We start from the raw sequence: 22,335 nt of genomic DNA, 5'->3' as shown, positions 1-22,335 counted from the left end.
CTAAATTCATATATTTATTATGAATTAAAGCATATCATACCGTTAAGTTTCATATAAAATAATGTCATTTTTACTATACTTAGGTAATATAATGACTATAATATGTACAATAGTAGACTTACACTTATAAGGAGGTTATATATATGATGCTAAAAAAAGAAAAACCATTGATTATTACTCTATCTATCATTATTTCAGCAGCATTATTATATGTCGTTTTCTCCTTAAATAAATTGGCTACGCCCAATACATCTTCAAATATTCCTTCACAAAAAGGAGTACTTGAACTTTCAAATTGGGATTTTCATAAAGATGGATATACTTCCCTTGACGGGCAATGGCAATTTTACTGGCAGCAATTACTATCGCCAAAAGATTTTACTAATAATTCTCCCCCTCCCTCTTATATAGAAATGCCAATGCCTTGGAATAAATATAATAAAAATTATGATTCTAATGGTTATGCTACATATAGTTTAACAATAAATTTAAATTCAAAATATAAAGATACCCTTTTAGGCATAAGTGTTCCTCCCATGTTATCTTCATATAAATTATGGGTTAATGGACATCTCTTTTCATCTAATGGTATTGTTGGCAAAAGTAGTTATTCCGAGCTTCCTAAATCTCTTCCAATTACCAGTTATTTTATGAATAATAATGACAAAATACATTTAGTACTTCAAGTTTCAAATCATAACTTTAGAGATGGAGGTACCCGTGGCAATATTTATCTAGGATTGCAGTCCCAAATGGCGAATAAAAGAGACGCATCAATTGCACTTGAATTTTTTTACTTTGGTATACTGCTTATAATGGGCTTATATCACTTATGGTTATATGCTTTTAGAATAGATGATACTTCTAAGCTTTATTTTGGTATTTTTTTCATAATTGCATCTTTAAGGGCCTTAACTGTTGGTAACAATTATTTTTTAACCTTATATGATAACGTAAGCTATAGCCTAGCTCTTAAACTGGACTACTTAACTTTCTATGCAGCAGTTTATTTTATACTTATTTACACATGCGTAGTTTTTAAAGGAAATTACTCAAAAAAAATTATAATAATCTATAACTTTTTTTTCCTATTCTTTATAGTTACTACTGTTTTTATTTCCCCACTAATTGCTTCAAAACTCCTTAGGATATTTCAAATATTCACTTTGTTAATCATTGTGTATACTACTTTCGCTATATTAAAAGCTTATCATAGAAAAAAACAAAGGATCTTAATTCTTACAATTTGCTACTTAATAATTATCGTAATATGTGCTATATCCATACTACATTATCTAGGTATCAATAATTTAAATGACTATTCTTTATTAGGATTCTTCATTATCGTACTTTTAAATGCTTTTATATTGGCAATGAATCATTCTAAAGCATATAAAAAAATCGAGAATTTATCTAAGGAAAATGAAGAGTGTCTTTTAAGAGAGAAGCTTAGAGAATCTACCTTTCTTCTAAATTCAACCTTGAATTTGGAAGAAGTTCTAGATATATTATTAAAAAATTTAAAACAATTAGTGCCTTATGACAGCGCATCATTTTTCATGGAAGAAAACAACCATTTCAATATTATGGCGGGAACTGGTTTCAAAAACATAAATGAGATTCACAAAATTCACATAAGTAAAAAAGATGATAAGCTCTTTAAAGAAATATATGAAACTAACACTACTTTATTAGTTTCGAACGTTAAACAAGATCCTCGTTTTACTCATTATATAGGTCTACCTAATATTGAAAGTTGGATGGGCATACCTATAATCTTTAAAAATAAAATTATTGGCATCTTAACATTAGATTCAGTTCAAAAAAACATTTATACTAAGAATCACTGTGATATAGCCTTATCCTTTTCCCACCATGCAGGAATGGCTATAGAAAATGCTACCTTGCATGGCAAAGCTAAAAAGCTAGCTTGCATTGACTCTCTAACTAATTTGTACAACAGACGAAGTTTTTTTGAACTTGCAAATATAAGCTTTGATAAGGCTAAATTATTGTTACAACCTATTTCATTCATTATGATTGACATTGACGATTTCAAAAAAATTAACGATAGCCTAGGCCACCATACTGGAGACTTAGTTTTAAAACGTCTATCGAAAATTTGCTTAGAAAATCTAAGTGAAAATCATGTTTTAGGTCGTTTTGGGGGTGAAGAATTTATTATATTATTACCTAACACCTCCTTTGAAGGCGCTGAAATAATCGGAGAAAATCTGCGCAGTGCTATAGAAAATAATCCTTTAATTATTAGAACATCAGATTCAATACCTATAACCTCAAGCCTTGGAGTTGCTACACTTACTCCTACTGTTCAAAATTTGGATTATTTATGCATAGCAGCTGACAAAGCCATGTATCGAGCAAAGGCTCTTGGTAAAAATAAAGTTGTATCAATAAATTTGGACTCTAAGAGTAATTTATACACCGCTGAATGAATTAGAAAAAAGTTATCCACATTGTTTTCCGCAAGTTGTTCCTATATCAGCTCAACAGACTCTTCATCTAACCCATTCATAGGTTCATTAAATAATCAAGATTTTTTATAAAGTTCATAACATTTTATCTACTGCTATATCAATTAATTATTTAAACATCAAACTTTTCTCCGTTTTTTTAGTAACAAATATCATACGTCCCTCATATTATGCATAATAGTGGTTTAACAATTAATAGTTGTTATCTACAACTAACTCACTACAAGGAGGTTTAAAATGTACGGAAATCCATATATGACGTATGATCCAAATTTATTATCAAACTCCTTAGAAGGTATTAGAGCAGCAGTTCAAGGTGAAAAAGAAGACGAATTATTCTATGACTACTTAATAAGCGTTGCTCCTACAGACGATGAAAAGAAAATTATTGCATCTATAAGAGATGATGAACGCGGACATAATAAAATGTTTAGACAAATATATAATACCATCACTGGAATAGATGTACTACTTAAAGACGATGAGGGATTTGTAAAACCTATTTCTTATATTGATGGTATTAAAAAAGCATTATTTGGTGAACTGGGTGCTGTGGAAAGATATCGAGAAATCAGAAGGGGACTTCCATCTACAATGTATAGAGATATACTTTTCAACATTATAACTGATGAAATAAAGCATAGTGCAAAATACAATTACTTATTTGCCTTAAACAACAAATAACATTTACATGCTATCCCGTGCCCCTTTGTCCCAATGTAAGGATTATTACTGAGAATAAAATTAATATGCATCCAATTACAATAGTAAAGGACAGCTTTTCACTTAGAATTATAACTCCAAGTATAATGCTTACTATAGGCTCTAAAGTGCTTAATATCGCAGCACTCGAAGGGCCTATTATTTTTATGCCCTTTAAAAACATTGTAAGAGCTAAAACTGTAGATACTAGAGCGATGCTACCGGAAGCTAAAAAACTATATGGCTTTATATTAAAATCTAATTGTCCATTAATCACGCCCATTATGAAAATTGACAGCGCAGCTATAAACGCTAAATAGAAAGTTAGTACAAACGTATCGATTTTGTTAACTTCACTATGTGCAACTCCAACAATATAATACGCATAGAAAAATCCTGAAATAAGAGCAAGCCATACTCCTTTAAAATTTAATGAAGCGCTCCCACTGTCCACTAAAAGATATATTCCGAGCACTGATAAAATCAGCGCTAAAATTTTACTTAAATGCAATTTTTCTTTGTACAAAATAACTGAAAAAGCTGTTACTATCACAGGGTAAACGAAATGTAGAATAGTAGCGAGTCCCACGGATATATAATTATATGATAAAAACAGCGCATAAGATGTGCCTGTATATCCTATAATCGATAAAAAAATAATGTGCATTAGCTGTGACTTGTTTAATTTAAAATCTTTTTTTGTAACAACTATGTAAAGTAATATTATTAAAGCAGCTATAAAGAACCTAAGAAATAACACTGTTGTTGCATTTGCGCCACCAGTATAAGCTATTTTTGCGAGAATTGGCATAACTCCAAAAGCCGCTGAAGATACTACTGTATATATTATTCCATCTATCTTTTTCATTTGTTCACATCCCTTTCTTTATGTCTACGTATCATTCTATCACAAACAAAAAAAATAAAACTACCAAAATACCTCTAATGTATTTTGGTAGTTAAGTCTCTAGCTGCGAATATGTTGCAGCCTCCCAGAAGATTATTTAATTAGTAACTTCATCAATTATACTATTAATATAATTTAGTACTTCTTTCTTTTGTTCTATAGATTTACCTTTTACTTCTTCTATTGTACTCAGAATGTTGTTTGCTTGTTCTTTTTGCGTTTCATTCATATATTTAGTGGCACTTTGTATTTTTTGTTTTGCCGCCACTAATTGCTTATCTATATCTTCGTCGCTTGTCGTGTCAAGACCTTCAGATTGAGTTTTTGTTTCCTTAAATCCAACCGTTCCTATTATTTTATGATTTCTAATTACAAAGCTCTTTATCTTAATAGGAAGTATGTCTGTTTTAATTTTTATTAGATTATCCTCAACATAAAAGACATCATTACTCTGCTTGGCAATTTGAGACATTATAAGTTCTTTAGGTAATGTTAGCTTTCCAACTTTAAAATTATCAGCAACGTATGTAATTTCACCATTAGAAACATCTAGCTTTCCCGTGGACGATAATAATAAATTAATATTCTTATAACTGAATGGAGCCTCAATCAAAATTTTATCATTTCCTATTTTTGTGTTAATTTCCTTAATAGTTATGTCTCCCTTACTTATAGGCTTTTTAAAATATAGATTAATCAACGCATTCATATTCTCTTGATTTATTGCAAATTGCCCACTTTTTAACAGTATGTCTTTTTCAAGTTCCTGTATAACATTTGTAGAAGCCGTTTTTTCAACTACTACTTCACCATTATATAATATCGAGCATGCAAAAATTGCCAGTACCACGAGTAAAATAATTGGCACCCATATTAGTTTGCTTCTCTTTGATTTATTATTTCTAGCCATATTCCCCTCCTTAATCCCCTTTTACTTATATATGTTACCACAATTTCTATAATTCGGCACTTTAAATTAAATAATTAACAAATATTCTCGATTTAATTCTTAACCCTTTTCTTAAATATCTTTATGAAAAAGCATACTCTAAAAAAATAAAACCACCAAAATATCTCTAATGTATTTTGATAGTTCTCTATTTATTTATTCCTCATAGTCCAGAAGCTTTTCTTAATTGTTCAGGATTGCCTCGATTTATATTCCTAAATGATGCATTCTTAACTCTATCCTTAGATCGAATCTTAGGTATTACCTTTTTCTCTTTTGTTAATGAATCACGCTTAATTTCTTTTTGCTTCCCAGATCCTTTTTCCTTTTCCACTGTACCCTTTTCAACCCTCTTAACCTCTGTACTTATTTTTTCTACTTTTTTCTCTTTCTCACTACTTGAAGATTTATTTTTAAATTCATTCACATTTTTGTTATTATCGTTTATTACTTTTTTCTTTTCTTCTATAGGTTTACCATACGCTCCATCTATGGTATTTAGCGGCTTTTTTTGTTTCGCTGTAGCTAATTGCTTATCTATCTCTTCTACATTCTTTGCATCAATATTTTTAAATGGAATTCTGGAGCTTTGCTTCGCAGCTGTTCCTGATATTCTATTATTTTCAACTTTTAAACTATTTATCTTAAAAGGAACTACGCTTGGATTAATTTTTATTAAATTGTCCTCAGCATAAATATTCTTATTATCAGACTTTGAAATTTGTGACAACACTATTTTTTTAGGTATTGTGAGCTTGCCAATTTTAAAATTTTCAGCAGTATATGTAAAATTGTCTTTATTAAAATCTATCTTTCCCTTGGACAAAAATAATAAATTTACCTTCTTATAGCTGATAGGAGCCTTAATTACAAGTTCATCCTTTACAATCTCTATATTAACTCCCTTAAGAGTTATATCCCCCTTAGTTTCAGGCCTTAATAATTTACTTAACTCATCTATGTCATTTTGAGTTAATTCAAATTTCCCGCCTTTTCCCTGTATTTTTTTAAGTTTATCTATAATCTCTGAGGAAGCTGTTTTTTTAAATACTAATCCACTATTGTATAATATTAGGTATGCACAAACTACTGTTGATCCTAATAAAATAGTTAATGTCCCTATAATTATTTTTTTCTTTAATTGCATGTTTTCCGACATATTCTCCCCCTTTTTTCATTAATATTTATATGTTACCACATTTAACATAATTTTTAACTCTAATTCACATAGTTCACAAAAAATTTTTCTCTAACTGTAAATAAAATTGGTTATATTATACTTATCTAGAAAAATTGCGGTACAAGCCTTTTGTATGATATTATATATCTAATAAACAAAACATATTAGGAGGATATTATGGGTACACAAAAAACACCTTATGTTAATCGGAAAAACCATTACGATACTCTATTAAAAAAGCAAAAACAAACCATAGGTTTTATAAGCTTATTAAGATTAATAGTTTTCGTATCTGGATTGGGCTTTACAATTTTCTTTTACATGCGAACTACTTACTACTTAAGCCTTTTAATATTAGTTACCACCATCATCACATTTATAACTTTGGCAATTAAACACAGCAAGATAAAACACAACAAAATCAGATGTTCGATTTTATATAAAATAAATGAAAATTGTCTAAAACGCATAAATAACAATTGGAAAGATTTCTCTGATAATGGCGATGATTTCAGCGATGAAAATCACAGTTACTCGAAAGATCTAGATATATTTGGCAATAACTCCCTTTTTCAATGGATAAACACCTGCATAACTTATCTTGGTAGACAGAAATTGAAAGATTCTCTTTCCGCCCCTATTTATAATACTGATGAAATACATAAAAGGCAGGAAGCCATAAAAGAGCTCGCTGGGAATATTGGATGGACACAGAGATTTGCAGCGGAAGCAATACTTAGCGAGAATAAAAACCATAACCCTGGGGAATTGCTTGAATGGGTAAAGGATAAAAATGAGTTTTTCCTAAAACCTCTAGTAATAACCATAATAAGGATATTGCCAATAATAACTCTATCTCTTATGGTATTATCATTTGTTTTTTCTAAAGTATCTTACAGAATACCCCTTTTAGCAATTGTCATTCAGATAATACTTCTTTTAGTTGGATATAAAGAAGTAAGTAGAAATTTGGACACTGTATATAAATATAAGGATTCAATTTTTATATATAATAAACTCCTTATGCATATAGAAAAGAAGACTTTTACCTCAATCTACTTGATCAAATTAAAAGAAAAACTTGTTAATAAGGATGGAATGAACGCTTCTTTTCAAATTAAAAAACTAGTAAATTTAGTAACAGTAATATCTGACAGAAGGAATATGTATTATTTGCCTATAAATATCCTCCTCCTGTGGGATTATCAATGTTTAATTAATCTTCAGAAATTTAAGAAAAAGAGTGGTTCTTCTTTAGCAACTTGGATAGATGTTATAGGTGAAATCGAATCCTTAAATAGTTTATCAATTATATCCTATGAACACCCAGACTGGGCAATTCCAAAATTTAAGGACGGATCCCCTATCTTTGATGCTAAAAATCTGGGCCATCCACTACTTGGAAGTAACCGAGTATATAATGATATCCGCATAGAAAGATCACAAAATGTTCTTTTAATAACAGGTTCCAATATGTCCGGTAAAAGCACACTTCTTAGAACTACAGGTATTAACTTGGTTTTAGCCTATGCTGGTGCTCCTGTATGTGCGCAAAGTTTTAACTGCTCTATAATGGACATTTATACCTGCATGAGAACAAGTGATAACTTAGAAAAAAACATTTCATCCTTCTATGCAGAACTTTTAAGAATAAAAAAACTTGTAAATGCTACAAAAAACAAAACTCCAATTTTCTTCTTATTAGATGAAATCTTTAAAGGAACTAACTCTATAGATAGGCATACCGGCGCTAAAATACTAGTCGCCAAGTTAAGTACTGAAAATGCACTAGGCTTTGTGTCTACCCACGACTTAGAGCTAGGTGACATTGAAGCCACTAATAAAAGAGTTAAAAATTATCATCTTAAAGAATATTATAAAGATGATAAATTATACTTTGACTATAAACTCAGACATGGAGTATCTACCACTAGAAATGCATTATACTTAATGAAAATGGCAGGCCTCGAAATCCCACCTGACATTGAACTCCCAAAATAAAAAATAAAAAAAAGTATATATTACAATGCATTATACGTAATATATACTTTTATTGCGCATAAGAAAACGTAACATCATTTAATAATTAGGTTAATCATAAAGTTAATTATTCCATCATATATATTAAATAATGCTTTAGGATGGAGATGATATTTATGAAATTGAAATCACTAACAATAATACTAGAAATACTTTTATTTATTGTTGGTCTAACTGGATGTACGATGATATTTATGGGAATAAAATTACCAACAACAATGATAGCATTAGGTGCAGCTCTTTTAATTATTAATAGTTCCTTTGACTTTATAAAAACTGGAAAACTGCGAAAAGTAGTATATCCTTTAATTTTAATTTATTTTTTAGTAGGAATACCTATTATGGAGAAATTTATAGAAAATGAAGCTATTCTAATGGGATTTTCTATATTAGGTTGTGTTATTACAATCATATTTATTTATAAGGACTCAATGATAACCAAAAAAGAAAAAAATCATAATATTAATAAAGAAACTTAAGACTGTATTTAATAATGCAGTCTTTTCTTATGGTCAATATAATTAGTAATTTAACCATGTATATGTTTTGGCAATTTCCCTATGTTTCAATAGGTTTTTAATATTATTTTAGAGCAAAATAACATTATAGTAATATCGTGAAAGGAGAAATCTTATGAAAATTAATTTAAATTTAAAAAAATTTATTATACTAGTTTCTATATTCACTTTTTTAAAAGGTTCTTTTTTCGCCGATCTTGCTAGCAAAAATAAAGACTATGAAGATAAATATGGTGTTTATCTAGTCTTCGCTGAATGACACAATAAAATACATTAAATTTAAAAAAGTTGTATAAGCTAACTAAAGGATAAAATATCCAATAAAGCTTGTACAACTTTTTTATTACCTCTTATTTTTTATATCCCTCGGGATGACTTTCATGCCATTTCCACGCAGTTTCTATAATAGTTTCAAGAGAGGCATATTTAGGTTCCCATCCGAGAATTTTCTTAGCCTTTTCACTAGAAGCTATAAGCACTGCAGGGTCTCCGGAACGTCTAAGAGCCATTTCAGCCTTTATTTCTTTTCCAGTAACTTTTCTTGTTACGTCTATTACCTGTTGAACAGAAAATCCTTGTCCATTTCCAAGATTACAAGTTATGCTGTCCTCCCCGCATCGTAGCCTCTTCACTGCTAGTAAATGAGCACTAGCAAGATCAGTTACATGGACATAATCTCTAACACAAGTACCATCCTCAGTGTCGTAATCATCTCCAAATACCATAATCTTTTCTCTTTGTCCGAGTGCTACCTGAAGAATAATAGGAATTAAATGAGATTCTGGTCTATGGTCTTCTCCTATATTTGAGCTTATATGTGCACCTGCTGCATTAAAATATCTTAACGCAGTATATTTTATACCATAAGCATTATCACACCATTTTAAGATCTTCTCCACACAAAGCTTTGATTCTCCATAAGGATTAGTAGGAAAAGTCTTATCTTCTTCAAGTATAGGAATATTATCTGGCTCCCCGTAGGTTGCTGCAGTTGATGAGAAAACTATATATTTAACCTTATGATCTCTCATAGCCTTAAGTAAATTTATAGTAGATCCTATGTTATTTTCAAAATACTTTAGAGGTTCTGTAACACTTTCCCCTACCAATGAATCTGCTGCAAAATCTATAACTGCATCTATAGTATTCTCTGTAAAAACCTTATTAAGTATTTCATCGTCTCTTAAATCTCCACAGTAAAGCTTTCCACCAAGTAGCGCATCATGATGTCCTTTTTGGAAATTGTCTAAAACAACTACCTCTTCACCTTTTTCTAAGAGCTCGGCGACCATATGACTTCCAATGTACCCCGCTCCACCACATACTAAAATAGCCATTAACTAAATTCTCCTCTCATAAAAACTTATTATTAAATAATACAATCTTATATATTATTTTAACACAACCACTTCTATTAGTTGCAACTTTATTGTTAATCAAATTATTTCTATACGGTTGACAATGCAGTGCTACCATCATATAATAATTTGAACAAATATATAAACTTTTCCGTATTATACTAAAAAGCTATTTTTATTGGAGGTACTATCAATGGATTCTGGCCCCATACCGAGGAATTACTATATAAAATTTAATATTATTATAGAGGAAGAATTCATTTATACTAGCGCTTTGACCTAATTATGCACTTTTCTTGCAAACCTTATTTTATTAGCAAACCTTCTTCCTCTAAATAAAAGTTAGGAGGGAGATTATGTCTCATAGATTAAACCAAAAAGAACTAACTGAATTTTTGTTAACCGAAACTATAGATGAAATAAATAAACTTATACAGTTTATTCATCCTGCTGATATTCTAGTAGTTATTAGGCAATATGATGGAGATAAAATAAATTTATTTCAAAAACTATCTCCAAATGTGATTGCAAACATTATTGATGATGCAGAAGATGAGGAGAAATATGACCTCTTATCCATTCATTCCACTATCATTCAAAAAAAAATTATACATGAAATGTCATCAGATGAATTAGTAGATTTATTAGAAGCTGTTTCAGAAGATGAAGCTAAAAGCATCATGATAAAAATGAATAAAGAAGATGTTGACGAAGTCAACGCATTGTTAACCTACTCTCCAGACAGTGCGGGTGGTATTATGGCCACTGAGTTTATCAGTGTAAAAGAAAATATGACTATAGGTGAGACCTTAAATTATCTTCAAAAGGAAGCTACAGAAGCAGAAACTTCTTATTATATATATGTAATAGGCGAAAATGCTCTTTTAAAAGGAGTTATATCTTTAAAAGACATAGTACTAAGCAACTTTGATGTGAAAATTTCAGATATCATGAATAGTAATGCCATGAGCGTCCCTGTTGATATGGATCAAGAAGAAGTTGGGCACATTTTCGAAAAATACGGGTTTTTAACTATGCCCGTAGTCGATGAAGATATGCATATTTTAGGAATAATAACTTCCGATGATATAATGGGAATTCTTAGTGATGAACATACTGAGGATTTATATCGCCTCGCGGGTTTAAAAGGAGATGAAAAGGTTACCGGTTCTCTTAAATCCTCCATTTGTAGTAGATTACCCTGGTTATTTGTAAATCTAATAACTGCGATCCTTGCCGCTTCAACCGTTAGTTTTTTTGAAGGCACCATTCAAAAGGTTGTAGCCCTGGCCGTCTTCATGCCAATAGTTGCAGGTATGGGCGGTAATGTAGGTACACAAACGCTAACTATTATTATTCGAAGCATAGCCCTCGGAGAAATAGACGCTAAAAATTCCAAGAAAATATTATTAAAGGAATTCGGTGTAGGTCTATGTACAGGTGTTGCAGTGGGTATTGCAGTAGCTCTATTAGGCTGCTTTTGGGAAAAGAACATTGTTTTTGGGATAGTTATTGGTTTATCTATGTTGTTAAACATGATGGCAGCAACCATAGCCGGTTTTGCGGTACCAATTATACTAAAAAAAATCAATATTGACCCAGCACTTGCTTCTGCTGTATTTGTTACTACAGTAACTGATATTTTAGGTTTCCTCTTCTTTCTTGGGCTTGCAACGTTATTTTTACCTTACTTAATATGATAAATAAAAACTATCAAAGTGTATTATTAAATATAGCATGATATGTATAGGATAGAGAGTAAAAAATATTTACTCTCTATCCTATATTTTTTTATTTTTATAATTTAAGGATTAACTTTCCCTAAGAAGAAGTAATCTTCCCTAAGAAGAAGTAATCTTCCCTAAGAAGAAGCAATTTCCCCTGAGAAGAAGCACCCCTCCCTAAGAAGAAGTAATCCTCTATTTACATTATAAAGGTATTAATTTATACTTGATTAAGAAAAGCAATAATATTACATACTTGATTTAACAAAATATTATACCTTGGAAGGGGGGAATTTATCAAAAGTTGAATATTACTTTTGATAAAACCAAAATGCCAAATGGCTCTGTTTTAAAACCTGTTTATAAAAAAATAGCTATTGATATTGCTAATAGAATTCTATCTGGAGATCTTCCTATAGGCGATAAGCTATACGGTCGCTCTTCACTTGCAAGCCAATATAACGTATCGCCAGAAACTATAAGAAGATCAATAACTCTTCTTAGTGACATGGATATAGTTAAAGTAACAAAAGGTAGCGGAATAGTCATAAACTCGGTAGATAATTGTTTGGAATTCATCCATAATTTCAAAGATATAGATTCTATAACTTCTCTAAAAAAAGAAGTTGTTGATTTACTTGAAAAGAAAAAAGAATTAGATAAAAATATAGAGTCTTCTATCGATGAACTAATAGATTATTCTAGCAGATTTAAAAATAGTAACCCTTTCATACCCTTTGAGTTTGAAATACATTCTGAAATGAGTGTCGTAGGTAAAACTATATCTGAAGCTGAATTTTGGCAAAATACAGGAGCTACAATAATTGGTATAAGACGAGATGAAAAATTAATACTTTCTCCCGGGCCGCAAACTATATTTGAAGATAATGACATATTTGTGGTAATCTGTGATGAAACTAGTTATTATAGGATTAAACTCTTTCTCTATAAAAAATAAAACTCAAAAATCCCTTACATCGCAGATGTAAGGGATTGATTTTTGCTTGAATTTTCATTGAATTAAAAAAATAATCTTTAATAGTATACTAGTAACTTCAACATACTAGCAAATTTTATATATTAGCCCATTCTTTACAAAGTAACAACCCAATGATATGATTAAGTTGTTGCTTTTGCAATAAATTGGGGGGTTTTAATTTGATTAGAGGATATTATGTAATTTTATATACATTAAGAAATCAATTCATAGATATGGAGGTAACTGTTAATGAATAGTATAAATTCTTTTATAAATTTCGTAATAAGTAGACAAGCTGAAATATTCAATTTATTTATACAACATATTCAACTGACTATATTTGCAATATTGATGGCTGTGTTAATAGCAGTGCCCCTTGGAATACTTATAGTTAGGTATAGAAAACTCTCGGGTCCTGTCATTGGCTTTACAAATTTAGTTCAATCAATACCCAGTCTCGCATTGCTCGGGTTTTTAATACCTATAATTGGTATCGGCAGCAAACCAGCAATTATTATGGTAGTTATGTATTCTCTTCTACCAATTCTAAAAAATACATTTACAGGACTAACTAACATAAATCCTTCACTTATCGAAGCAGCTGACGGTATGGGACTTACCAATACTCAGGTACTACTCAAGGTTCGTTTTCCACTAGCTATGCCGGTTATTATGTCAGGTATTAGAATATCTTCAGTTACAGCAGTAGGACTTATGACAATAGCCGCTTTTGTAGGAGCTGGCGGTTTAGGCTCCTTAGTCTTTACAGGCGTTTCAACTGTTAACAATAATATGATCCTATCGGGGGCCCTTCCTGCTTGTTTTCTTGCTATTTTTCTAGACTTTATTATAGGCAAGGTAGAAACTATAGTAATTCCGGAAGGAATAAAAGTTTCTCAAGGCGCAAAAACGCTAAAAACTAATACTATCTTTGACAGCAAAAGATTTAAAATCGGAACTGCGGTATTAGTTCTTATAATTATTATCTCATCAGTAACTACAACTTTTATTAAAAGTAAAAATACAATAGTTGTAGGTTCTAAAAACTATAGCGAACAATTAATACTTGGAAATATGGTAGCCTCTTTAATAGAAAGTAATACAAACTATAAAGTTGAAAGAAAAATGAATTTAGGTGGGTCCATTGTAACACTTAATGCTATAAAATCAGGTGCTATAGACATCTATGTGGAATACACAGGTGTGGCCCTTGTAAATATAATGAAAAAAGAATCTATAAGTGATCCTGATGAGGTTTACAATATAGTTAATGCTGGTTTTAAAAAAGATTACAACGTAGAATGGTTAAAACCATTAGGTTTCAATAATACATATGAGTTAGCACTTAAACAAGATCTTGCTAAAAAATATAATTTAAATACTATTTCAGATTTATCAAAAGTTAGCAAAAATTTTGATTTAGGATGCACTATGGAATTTGCAAGCAGAATGGATGGTTATCTTGGATTACAAAAACTATACAATTTAGAGTTTAAAAATGTAAAAGGTATAGATGGCGGACTTCGCTATACCGCACTTCAAAATAATGAAACTCAAGTTACAGATGCATTTACTACTGATGGTTTGCTTCAAAGATTCGATCTAAAACTTTTAAAAGACGATAAAAAATTATTCCCACCTTATTATGCAGTTCCTATAGTACGGGAAGAAATACTAAAAAAATATCCTGAAATAAGACCTGTACTACTATCCTTAGAGGGTAAGGTTACCGCTAAAGATATGCAAAAACTAAATTATAGAGTAGACAACGGTGAGGACCCTAGAACAGTTGCAGAAGACTTTTTAAAATCTAAAAAATTAATAGATTAAATTAAATAGGAGGCTATATTTTGATTGAATTTAAAAACGTAAATAAAACTATAAATGGAAAACATATTTTAAAGGATGTAAATATTACTATACAAAACGAAGAGTTAGTTGTTTTTATTGGACCTAGTGGTTGTGGAAAAACTACCACACTTAAAATGATTAATAAATTACTAACCCCATCAACAGGTGAAATTTTTTTAGATGGAGATAAAATCCAAGATAAAAACACTATAAAACTTAGGCGTAATATGGGTTACGTTATACAGCAAGCGGGTCTTCTTCCTCACTTAACTATAGGTGACAATATTGGTTTAATACCATCCATAGAAAAGATTCCAAAGGATGAAATAAAGAAAAAGGTAATTGAGCTTTTAAATTTAGTAGGGCTAGATCCTGATGAATTTATGGATAAATACCCAAATCAATTAAGTGGAGGTCAGCAACAAAGAGTTGGCGTTGCAAGGGCATTTGTAATGAATCCTGAGGTAATCTTAATGGATGAACCTTTTAGTGCACTAGACCCTATAACAAAAACGCAACTTCAAGATGAGGTATTTAATATACAACAAAATTTCAAGAAAACCATAATATTTGTAACTCATGATATGGATGAAGCATTAAAACTCGGAGATAAAATTTGTATTATGGATGCTGGCTGCGTTGTTCAATTTGATACTCCAGAAGAAATATTAAAAAATCCTATCAATGACTTTGTACGCGACTTTGTAGGTAAAAAAAGAATATGGAATCAACCTGAATTAATTAAGGCAAAAGATATTATGATAGAAAAACCTATAAAATCAGTTGCAGAGCGAACAATACTCCAAGCAATTGAAATAATGAAATCTGCTAATGTAGATAGTTTACTTATTGTAGATAAAGCCAACATTTTATGTGGACTTGTTACCTTAAAACATATTAGATCAACTCTAAGAGCGAATCCAGATAAAACTATAAAGATTAAAGAAATAATGCAAAAGGAACTTATAACGGTAAATCAAGAAGATTCTATAATAGATATATTAGAAGTTATAAAAAAAGAGGATATAAATTTTGTTCCTGTAGTAGATGATAACAATAAACTATCAGGACTTCTTACCAAAAGCAGCCTTTTATCTATATTAAGTAATCAATTTATAGATATGGAGGTAGATGTAGATGAATAGTATTAATTCTTTTATGAATTTCGTAATAGATAGAAAATCTGAAATAATAGATTTATTTATTCAACATATACAATTAACTATATTTTCAATTTTGGTGGCAGTGTTAATAGCAGTGCCTCTTGGAATACTTATAGTTAGGTATAGAAAACTAACAGGTCCTATCATTGGGTTTACAAACGTAATTCAATCTATTCCCAGTCTTGCACTTCTTGGATTTTTAATACCTATACTTGGTATTGGAAGCACACCAGCTATTATTATGGCAGTTATGTATTCTCTTCTACCAATTGTAAAGAACACATTTACAGGACTCACTAACATAAACCCTGCACTTATTGAAGCAGCTGATGGTATGGGACTTACCAATACTCAGGTACTACTCAAAGTTCGTTTCCCACTAGCTATGCCGGTTATTATGTCAGGTATTAGAATATCTTCAGTTACAGCTGTAGGACTTATGACCATAGCCGCTTTTATAGGCGCTGGCGGTTTAGGATCCTTAGTCTTTACGGGCGTTTCAACTGTTAACAATAATATGATCCTTGCCGGAGCTATTCCTGCCTGTTTTCTTGCCCTTTTTCTAGACTTCATTATAGGCAAGGTAGAAAACCTAGTAATTCCAGAAGGAATAAAAGATACTCATAAAACCCCAACGCGAACTACTAGATTCTTTAAAAACAAAAAAACTCAACTTTGGGCTTCTGTCTTAGTTGTTATAATCATTGTATCAACAGTCGCTTCAAGTTTTGTTAAAAATAAAGACACAATAGTCGTAGGCTCTAAAAACTTTAGTGAACAATTAATACTTGGAAATATGGTAGCTTCTTTAATAGAGGCTAAGACGGACATTAAAGTTACACGAAAATTAAACTTAGGTGGAACTAATGTAGTATTTAGTGCTATGAAATCAAAAGATGTAGATGTATATGTAGAATATACTGGAACAGGTCTTGTAAATATTCTAAAAAAACCTACCATGAGCGATCCATTTAAAGTTTATGATGTGATGAAAAATGATTTCTCAAAAAATTATGATATAGATGTAATGAAACCTTTAGGATTTAATAACACTTATGTAATCGCCGTAAAAAATGATTTTGCTAAAAAAAATAATTTAACTACTATTTCTGATTTATCAAAGATAAGTTCTAAATATAATGCTGGTTTTACTATGGAATTTTCAGCTAGACAAGATGGCTATCTTGGAGTTGAAAAATTATATAATCTAAATTTCAAAAGTTTAAAAGGTATAGATGGTGGACTTCGCTATACAGCACTTGAAAAAGGCGAAACACAGGTTCTAGATGCATTTGCTACAGATGGATTACTTGAAAAATTTCATCTTAAACTTTTAAAAGATGATAAGAGTTTTTTCCCACCTTACTATGCAGTTCCAGTAATAAGAGCAGAAACACTTAAAAAGCATCCTGAATTAAAAGATGTATTACTCCTTCTCGAAGGTAAAATTACAGATGAAGATATGCGAGCTCTTAATTATAGAGTAGATAATGAAGAACAACCTAGAAAAGTTGCAGAAGATTTTTTAAGGTCAAAAAAATTGATAGAATAAAAAAATAAGAGTGCAAGACCTATGAAGTTTCTCCTGCGTGGCACCAAATAAGAGCTCGAAACGTGAAATTCCATTAAGAAATTCTAATCTTTTGCCAATATAAAATTCTCTAACTCTCACATTCGGCATTCTGCCGGTTCGCTAGCCTGCCTTTCAGTCAGGCTCACGAAAATTTTATATTAGCAAAAGAAGAATTTTAAATGGAATTTCAATGTTTCGGCCCTTCTTATTTGGAGTCACTCCAGGAGGAACTTCATACTATTATGCAATCTGTTTCCTATAAAATAAAAAAACGTGATATATTTTAATAATATATCACATTTTTTTATTTTTAATTAAGAAACGCTCAGAAAAACATATGTTTGAGCGATACAGCGAGTTTATGTTTTTTAGCAGATTAATTAAAAACAAAATTAGTAGTTCTTAGCGAAGCGAATGCATTAATAGTAATATATACTTTTTTACCTCATATCTTTTGCTTTTCCTATTGTGCCCCCAAGTCCATCCCATAGGTAATTATGCTCGTCCACTCCACTTTTAAAATTATTATCTTTCCACCTTTCAAGAAATTGCAACAAAGTCGCCTTATCAGGATATTTAGTTTTTGTAACTTTCGCAATTAGTTGGTTGCACTTGTCGGGGGTTATTTCTATTTCTCCCCATATTTTCCCATCCTCTGCTACAATTTTACTGTTTATCATTTTATGCATAGTACTATAAAGTGATAACTCATCATCACTTATTTTTTCTACGGTATCATTTGCTTTTATTTCAACCGCCTTATTAGCTAACTCTTTATTTAACTGGACTGCCTGTACCGTTTTGGGACTTTCCGTTTCAGTTAATTTATGTTGTGTAATATAGTAACTTCCTGCCCCTATTATTGCAAGTACCAATGCAATGCTACTTACCACAAGCCATCTACCATGTAAGGGAAAGATTTTGCCACTTATGGCATGAAATTTGTCACTTACTTTATTCTGTTTCATACGATTTTACCCCCTTATAATTACAGGCTTTTTATAGCTAGCCTGAAGCTATTACATTTTTCAGTTTTTATGAATACGATTTCATATTACTTATTTTCTCTATACCTTATTTATCTCCTTCGGGCTATTTATCTCCTTCGGAGCTATTCACATTATTACAATCATAAAATAACATCCCCTGTAATATTTTAGTATGTTACACATTTATAATTATACCACATTTGTAATATTATTCCAATGTTTATTTTAAAAAGTAATATATTGTATTACTGTATAAAATTTCATAACTTCCGAGTAAAAATTGCATAATTACATGATTATATATGGCAATATATTTTATTATATGCTAATATGTAATAATAAGTATATTAATTTTGGTAATTTACTCAATTTATGATTATAAAATCTATATTGGGCGTGTTAAAAAAATTGGGGGAATTATGATGGAAACCACCTTTAGTAGCATAATAATAGAACCACTTTTATATTCGTGCGATAATATTATAACAAATGTTAATAAAGATTTTCTTGATTTAACAGAGTATGCGTTAGATGAATTGTTAAATAGATCGCTCATAGAAATAGGAGAAATGCTAAAAATCAACTCACAAATACTTCTTGATACTATAGATAGTAACTATACATGCTATATATTCACAAAATCCAGTCAATCAATAGAAGTTAATATATCACTTTCCCATGTTAAAGGGACGAATGAAAGCATATATACTTTTATTGAGACCCCAAATTCCAGACTTAATGACAAGCTCATGTTTGTTGAGCAATCATTTATAGATAACATATCGGGTGTAGCTATTTACAGTGTACCCGATTTAATATTACTTAAAGCGAATCAAAAATACCTTAATTTTACGGATTCTTCTTTTAATAAAGGAGAAAATAGTATAGGTAGTCCTATTAGAGAAATTATACCTGGATTTTCGGGAAGCCAAGTTGAAGTTATTTATAATACTGTCCTAGGGTCACAAAAGGCAAACTATATAAAAGATTTCAAATTTGATAGCTTTACTAGAGGTATAACTTATTGGGATTCTACCCTAACACCTATATTTGAAAACAATAAGATGAAGTACCTATTTCAGACTGCTACTCAGGTTACGCAAAATGTTATTAAAAATCAAATTGTAAAGAGGAGAACCAATCTAATTGAGAATCGAACTGAATTGGCCTCCGTGCGGTGCCGATTTGAAATGCTAAGCAGAGTGATAGACACTTTTGATTTACCTGTTATTAGATTATCATGTCCCGATTTAAACATTATTGATATAAATAAAAAAGCATTTGATAACATTAAATTGCTAAATCCTGATTTTAAATCAATTAACCTAATACGAAATAATAATGCTGAAATTTTACTAGGACCACTCAAAACAACTGAATATTACAAATGTATTAGTGAAGTCTTAAAAGAAAAGAAAACTAAGTATTTGAATAAAAAGAAACATTTGATAAATGGGGACGAGGTATATTGGAATCTTATATTTGAACCAGTGTTTAAATTAAACGGAGAAATCGAGGAAATATTAGTTTTAATAATTGATGTTACCCCTGAAATAAAGTCCAATATAGTAATGGAAAGAGCATTAAAATTGCAGGGAGAATTTCTTGTTAACGTATCCCATGAGCTTAAAACTCCATTAAATGTTATATTTGCAACAACTCAGTTATTAAATATGTATTGCACTAATGGATCCCTGGACCAAAAGAAGGATTCAATTATTAAATATATAGCCTCAATTAAGCAAAACTCCTATAAATTATCTAAAATGATTAATAACATAGTTGATTTATCGAAAATTGAAGCAGGGTTCTTTAAATTAAACCTATCAAATAATAATATAGTCGAATTTGTAGAGGAAATAGCTATGTCTGTAACAAACTTTACTGACAGCAAAGGATTAAAAATCATTTTTGATACAGATACAGAAGAAAAAATTATTGCTTGTGACCCAGAAAAGGTAGAAAGAGTAGTATTAAATCTTATATCAAATGCGATAAAATTTTCAGATGAAGGCGATGACATATTTATAAACGTTAATGATAAGAATGAATTTGTTGAAATATCAGTCAAGGATACTGGGGTTGGCATTGAAGACAAGTACTTGGATATGATATTTGATAGATTTAATCAAGTAGATAACTCACTATCAAGAAATGCAGAAGGTACAGGTATTGGTTTGAGTTTAGTTAAGTCAATTGTAGAATTACATGGCGGTAGTATATCTGTTGAAAGTGAATTCGGCAGTGGAAGTACGTTTACAGTTAAACTTCCGTCTAAAAAGGTACTTAATGAAGATACGCTATATAATAGCAAAATGAGAAGTAGAAATGAAACCGTGCAAGTTGAGCTTTCAGATGCTTATTCGTAATCTCCATATCCAAAATAAAAAATAATACTGCAAATATAATCCCATCTTTAATAATATAATTATAGTGATCGATAAAAAGGATGGGAATTATGATAAAAACAAAAAAATGTGCAAACACCAAAACAAGCATAGGCTTACTTGTTTTATTATTTATATTATTTGAAATTATTTTCACAGCAATTACAGGTCCGTTTTTAATTTATTATGGACCGTTTAAAAAGGTAAAGACTACAGTGGTAGGTGCAGCTATGACTACTACTTCATTGCAATGGCTAGCAACATCATTTTTATCCGATGAAAAAATAAAACAAATTATGAGTCAGCAAAAGGTAGAACATATAGTTCAAGATAACTTAAATGATGCAAATTCTGATATAAAAATAGAGGCTAAAAATGATACTAGTATTGAACGATATGTTATACGCGCAAAAAGATTTAAAGGGTCTATATTAGTAATTAATGACCCCACTAGGCTAAAAGTAGGTTACAGCCGTAAGCTCGGACATGAAGGCGAAGTTACCAGTGAAATTGCAAAAAATAATAGTGCCATTGCTGCGATTAATGGTGGTGGTTTTTCAGATGGTGTTCCTGGATCACTTTGGACAGGAACTGGAGCAAATCCAGAGGGTATTATAATGACTGGTGGAAAAATCATTTATAATGATATAACAAATGAAAATGAGAAAGGAAATGTTGTAGGATTAACTAAATCGGGCAAGTTATTAGTTGGTCCTCATTCTATTAAAGATATGAAAAAGATTGGGGTAACTGAAGCAGTATCTTTTGGCCCCGCCATCATAGTTAACGGAAAGAAAACTATAAATAGTGGTGATGGAGGCTGGGGCATTGCGCCTAGAACAGCCATTGCACAAAGAAAAGATGGTGCAATAATATTAATAGTTATTGATGGTAGGCAGCTAAATAGCTTAGGAGCTACTTTAAGAGAAGTACAAGACGAACTGTATAAATTTGGAGCTTATAATGCTGCTAACTTAGATGGAGGTTCTTCCTCTACCTTATATTATAATGATGAAGTCATAAACACTCCTTGCGACAGCTTGGGTGAAAGATCCGTACCTTCAATTATATATGTAAAAAGAAAAACAATAACGCACACGAAATTATACCAACATATAGAAAAGTAGTAGTCTTCCATATGTTAACAAAACAAAAACTGCTGAAATAAATATATTTCAGCAGTTTCTTTCCCCTTACTTTGCCAAGGGTTTGGGCTTCTATTATGTTACCTTTAATATAGTTTTCCTACCTTTGTCTGTAATCTTCCACATATTTATATTCACATTTGAGCTACTACAACAGCTCGGTTTTTTAGAACTGCTCCCACAATCGCACCCGCCTGAGCAAGTCCCCATATCTTCCTTTTCAATATACCCGAGCCTCTGAAGTTGTACTAGCATTTGCTCAACCATACCCTCATCTATTCCTAATTCCTTGGCCATTATATTATTAGAATACCTTCCGCCTTGAACTAATCTTGCAAGTACTTTCATTAACATAATACACCCTCCCTTTTATTT

Annotated in this window: 17 protein-coding genes; 11 read left to right on the top strand and 6 right to left on the bottom strand. The window is 30.7% G+C overall.

Annotated elements, in window-relative coordinates; genetic code table 11:
- Positions 1–143 precede the first annotated feature (143 nt).
- Both ACWJKP_RS03390 and ACWJKP_RS03385 read left to right on the top strand, forming a co-directional pair.
- Positions 144–2,456 carry a diguanylate cyclase gene (locus ACWJKP_RS03390; RefSeq protein ID WP_462961412.1) on the top strand — a complete coding sequence of 771 codons (2,313 nt, stop codon included), beginning with the start codon at positions 144–146 and terminating at the stop codon, positions 2,454–2,456.
- Between the two features lie 276 nt (positions 2,457–2,732).
- Positions 2,733–3,179, top strand: coding sequence for a ferritin-like domain-containing protein (locus tag ACWJKP_RS03385; protein WP_165412515.1), 447 nt, complete (start codon positions 2,733–2,735; stop codon positions 3,177–3,179).
- A gap of 10 nt (positions 3,180–3,189) precedes the next feature.
- Here ACWJKP_RS03385 and ACWJKP_RS03380 read toward each other — a convergent pair whose 3' ends face one another.
- The 3 genes from ACWJKP_RS03380 to ACWJKP_RS03370 form a co-directional block, all read right to left on the bottom strand.
- Complete coding sequence (locus ACWJKP_RS03380; RefSeq protein ID WP_165412514.1) at positions 3,190–4,065, bottom strand: DMT family transporter; 876 nt, start codon at positions 4,063–4,065, stop codon at positions 3,190–3,192.
- A gap of 136 nt (positions 4,066–4,201) precedes the next feature.
- Positions 4,202–5,014 (bottom strand): hypothetical protein, encoded by an 813-nt coding sequence (locus tag ACWJKP_RS03375; RefSeq protein WP_462961411.1) that lies wholly within the window; start codon positions 5,012–5,014, stop codon positions 4,202–4,204.
- 202 nt (positions 5,015–5,216) lie between these two features.
- A complete protein-coding gene (locus ACWJKP_RS03370; RefSeq protein ID WP_165412512.1) occupies positions 5,217–6,212 on the bottom strand; it encodes a hypothetical protein in 996 nt (331 codons plus the stop codon).
- A gap of 198 nt (positions 6,213–6,410) precedes the next feature.
- Between ACWJKP_RS03370 and ACWJKP_RS03365 the strand changes: the two genes are divergently transcribed.
- Both ACWJKP_RS03365 and ACWJKP_RS03360 read left to right on the top strand, forming a co-directional pair.
- Positions 6,411–8,234, top strand: coding sequence for a MutS family DNA mismatch repair protein (locus ACWJKP_RS03365; protein ID WP_165412511.1), 1,824 nt, complete (start codon positions 6,411–6,413; stop codon positions 8,232–8,234).
- 155 nt (positions 8,235–8,389) lie between these two features.
- Entirely contained in the window at positions 8,390–8,752 is a 363-nt protein-coding gene (locus ACWJKP_RS03360) for a hypothetical protein (protein ID WP_165412510.1), read from the top strand.
- A gap of 389 nt (positions 8,753–9,141) precedes the next feature.
- Here ACWJKP_RS03360 and galE read toward each other — a convergent pair whose 3' ends face one another.
- The gene (gene galE, locus ACWJKP_RS03355; RefSeq protein WP_165412509.1) at positions 9,142–10,128 is read right to left on the bottom strand and encodes a UDP-glucose 4-epimerase GalE; all 987 of its coding nucleotides are present in this window, start codon (positions 10,126–10,128) and stop codon (positions 9,142–9,144) included.
- Between the two features lie 377 nt (positions 10,129–10,505).
- Between galE and mgtE the strand changes: the two genes are divergently transcribed.
- The 5 genes from mgtE to ACWJKP_RS03330 all read left to right on the top strand — a co-directional run bounded on the left by mgtE (position 10,506) and on the right by ACWJKP_RS03330 (position 17,418).
- Positions 10,506–11,849: a magnesium transporter gene (gene mgtE, locus ACWJKP_RS03350; RefSeq protein ID WP_165412508.1), complete on the top strand. Its 1,344-nt coding sequence runs from the start codon at positions 10,506–10,508 to the stop codon at positions 11,847–11,849.
- A gap of 355 nt (positions 11,850–12,204) precedes the next feature.
- On the top strand, positions 12,205–12,831 hold the full coding sequence (locus ACWJKP_RS03345; protein ID WP_165412539.1) for a TrkA C-terminal domain-containing protein: 627 nt from the start codon (positions 12,205–12,207) through the stop codon (positions 12,829–12,831).
- Between the two features lie 270 nt (positions 12,832–13,101).
- Entirely contained in the window at positions 13,102–14,682 is a 1,581-nt protein-coding gene (locus ACWJKP_RS03340; RefSeq protein ID WP_165412507.1) for an ABC transporter permease/substrate-binding protein, read from the top strand.
- A gap of 20 nt (positions 14,683–14,702) precedes the next feature.
- Positions 14,703–15,848 carry an ABC transporter ATP-binding protein gene (locus tag ACWJKP_RS03335; protein WP_165412506.1) on the top strand — a complete coding sequence of 382 codons (1,146 nt, stop codon included), beginning with the start codon at positions 14,703–14,705 and terminating at the stop codon, positions 15,846–15,848.
- On the top strand, positions 15,841–17,418 hold the full coding sequence (locus tag ACWJKP_RS03330; RefSeq protein ID WP_165412505.1) for an ABC transporter permease/substrate-binding protein: 1,578 nt from the start codon (positions 15,841–15,843) through the stop codon (positions 17,416–17,418). The genes ACWJKP_RS03335 and ACWJKP_RS03330 overlap by 8 nt, the downstream gene beginning before the upstream one ends.
- A 461-nt stretch (positions 17,419–17,879) precedes the next feature.
- Here the strand turns inward: ACWJKP_RS03330 and ACWJKP_RS03325 are convergent, their stop codons facing one another.
- Positions 17,880–18,407: a DUF6241 domain-containing protein gene (locus tag ACWJKP_RS03325; RefSeq protein ID WP_165412504.1), complete on the bottom strand. Its 528-nt coding sequence runs from the start codon at positions 18,405–18,407 to the stop codon at positions 17,880–17,882.
- A gap of 443 nt (positions 18,408–18,850) precedes the next feature.
- Between ACWJKP_RS03325 and ACWJKP_RS03320 the strand changes: the two genes are divergently transcribed.
- Positions 18,851–20,797, top strand: coding sequence for a PAS domain-containing sensor histidine kinase (locus tag ACWJKP_RS03320; RefSeq protein ID WP_224579050.1), 1,947 nt, complete (start codon positions 18,851–18,853; stop codon positions 20,795–20,797).
- Positions 20,798–20,886: 89 nt separating this feature from the next.
- Complete coding sequence (locus tag ACWJKP_RS03315; RefSeq protein WP_165412503.1) at positions 20,887–21,942, top strand: phosphodiester glycosidase family protein; 1,056 nt, start codon at positions 20,887–20,889, stop codon at positions 21,940–21,942.
- A gap of 93 nt (positions 21,943–22,035) precedes the next feature.
- Here the strand turns inward: ACWJKP_RS03315 and ACWJKP_RS03310 are convergent, their stop codons facing one another.
- Positions 22,036–22,314: a FeoC-like transcriptional regulator gene (locus ACWJKP_RS03310; RefSeq protein WP_165412502.1), complete on the bottom strand. Its 279-nt coding sequence runs from the start codon at positions 22,312–22,314 to the stop codon at positions 22,036–22,038.
- Positions 22,315–22,335 lie beyond the last annotated feature (21 nt).

The organism is Clostridium sp. CM037 (assembly GCF_055081095.1).
Note: the sequence above shows the minus strand (reverse complement) of the source record. Positions and strands in the feature narration are given on the sequence as shown.

Bases quoted from the DNA above. Each gene is read 5' to 3' on its own strand.
- ACWJKP_RS03390 (WP_462961412.1), top strand. From the start codon at position 144: ATGATGCTAAAAAAAGAAAAACCATTGATTATTACTCTATCTATCATT.
- ACWJKP_RS03385 (WP_165412515.1), top strand. From the start codon at position 2,733: ATGTACGGAAATCCATATATGACGTATGATCCAAATTTATTATCAAAC.
- ACWJKP_RS03380 (WP_165412514.1), bottom strand. From the start codon at position 4,065: ATGAAAAAGATAGATGGAATAATATATACAGTAGTATCTTCAGCGGCT.
- ACWJKP_RS03375 (WP_462961411.1), bottom strand. From the start codon at position 5,014: ATGGCTAGAAATAATAAATCAAAGAGAAGCAAACTAATATGGGTGCCA.
- ACWJKP_RS03370 (WP_165412512.1), bottom strand. From the start codon at position 6,212: ATGTCGGAAAACATGCAATTAAAGAAAAAAATAATTATAGGGACATTA.
- ACWJKP_RS03365 (WP_165412511.1), top strand. From the start codon at position 6,411: ATGGGTACACAAAAAACACCTTATGTTAATCGGAAAAACCATTACGAT.
- ACWJKP_RS03360 (WP_165412510.1), top strand. From the start codon at position 8,390: ATGAAATTGAAATCACTAACAATAATACTAGAAATACTTTTATTTATT.
- galE (WP_165412509.1), bottom strand. From the start codon at position 10,128: ATGGCTATTTTAGTATGTGGTGGAGCGGGGTACATTGGAAGTCATATG.
- mgtE (WP_165412508.1), top strand. From the start codon at position 10,506: ATGTCTCATAGATTAAACCAAAAAGAACTAACTGAATTTTTGTTAACC.
- ACWJKP_RS03345 (WP_165412539.1), top strand. From the start codon at position 12,205: ATGCCAAATGGCTCTGTTTTAAAACCTGTTTATAAAAAAATAGCTATT.
- ACWJKP_RS03340 (WP_165412507.1), top strand. From the start codon at position 13,102: ATGAATAGTATAAATTCTTTTATAAATTTCGTAATAAGTAGACAAGCT.
- ACWJKP_RS03330 (WP_165412505.1), top strand. From the start codon at position 15,841: ATGAATAGTATTAATTCTTTTATGAATTTCGTAATAGATAGAAAATCT.
- ACWJKP_RS03325 (WP_165412504.1), bottom strand. From the start codon at position 18,407: ATGAAACAGAATAAAGTAAGTGACAAATTTCATGCCATAAGTGGCAAA.
- ACWJKP_RS03320 (WP_224579050.1), top strand. From the start codon at position 18,851: ATGGAAACCACCTTTAGTAGCATAATAATAGAACCACTTTTATATTCG.
- ACWJKP_RS03315 (WP_165412503.1), top strand. From the start codon at position 20,887: ATGATAAAAACAAAAAAATGTGCAAACACCAAAACAAGCATAGGCTTA.
- ACWJKP_RS03310 (WP_165412502.1), bottom strand. From the start codon at position 22,314: ATGTTAATGAAAGTACTTGCAAGATTAGTTCAAGGCGGAAGGTATTCT.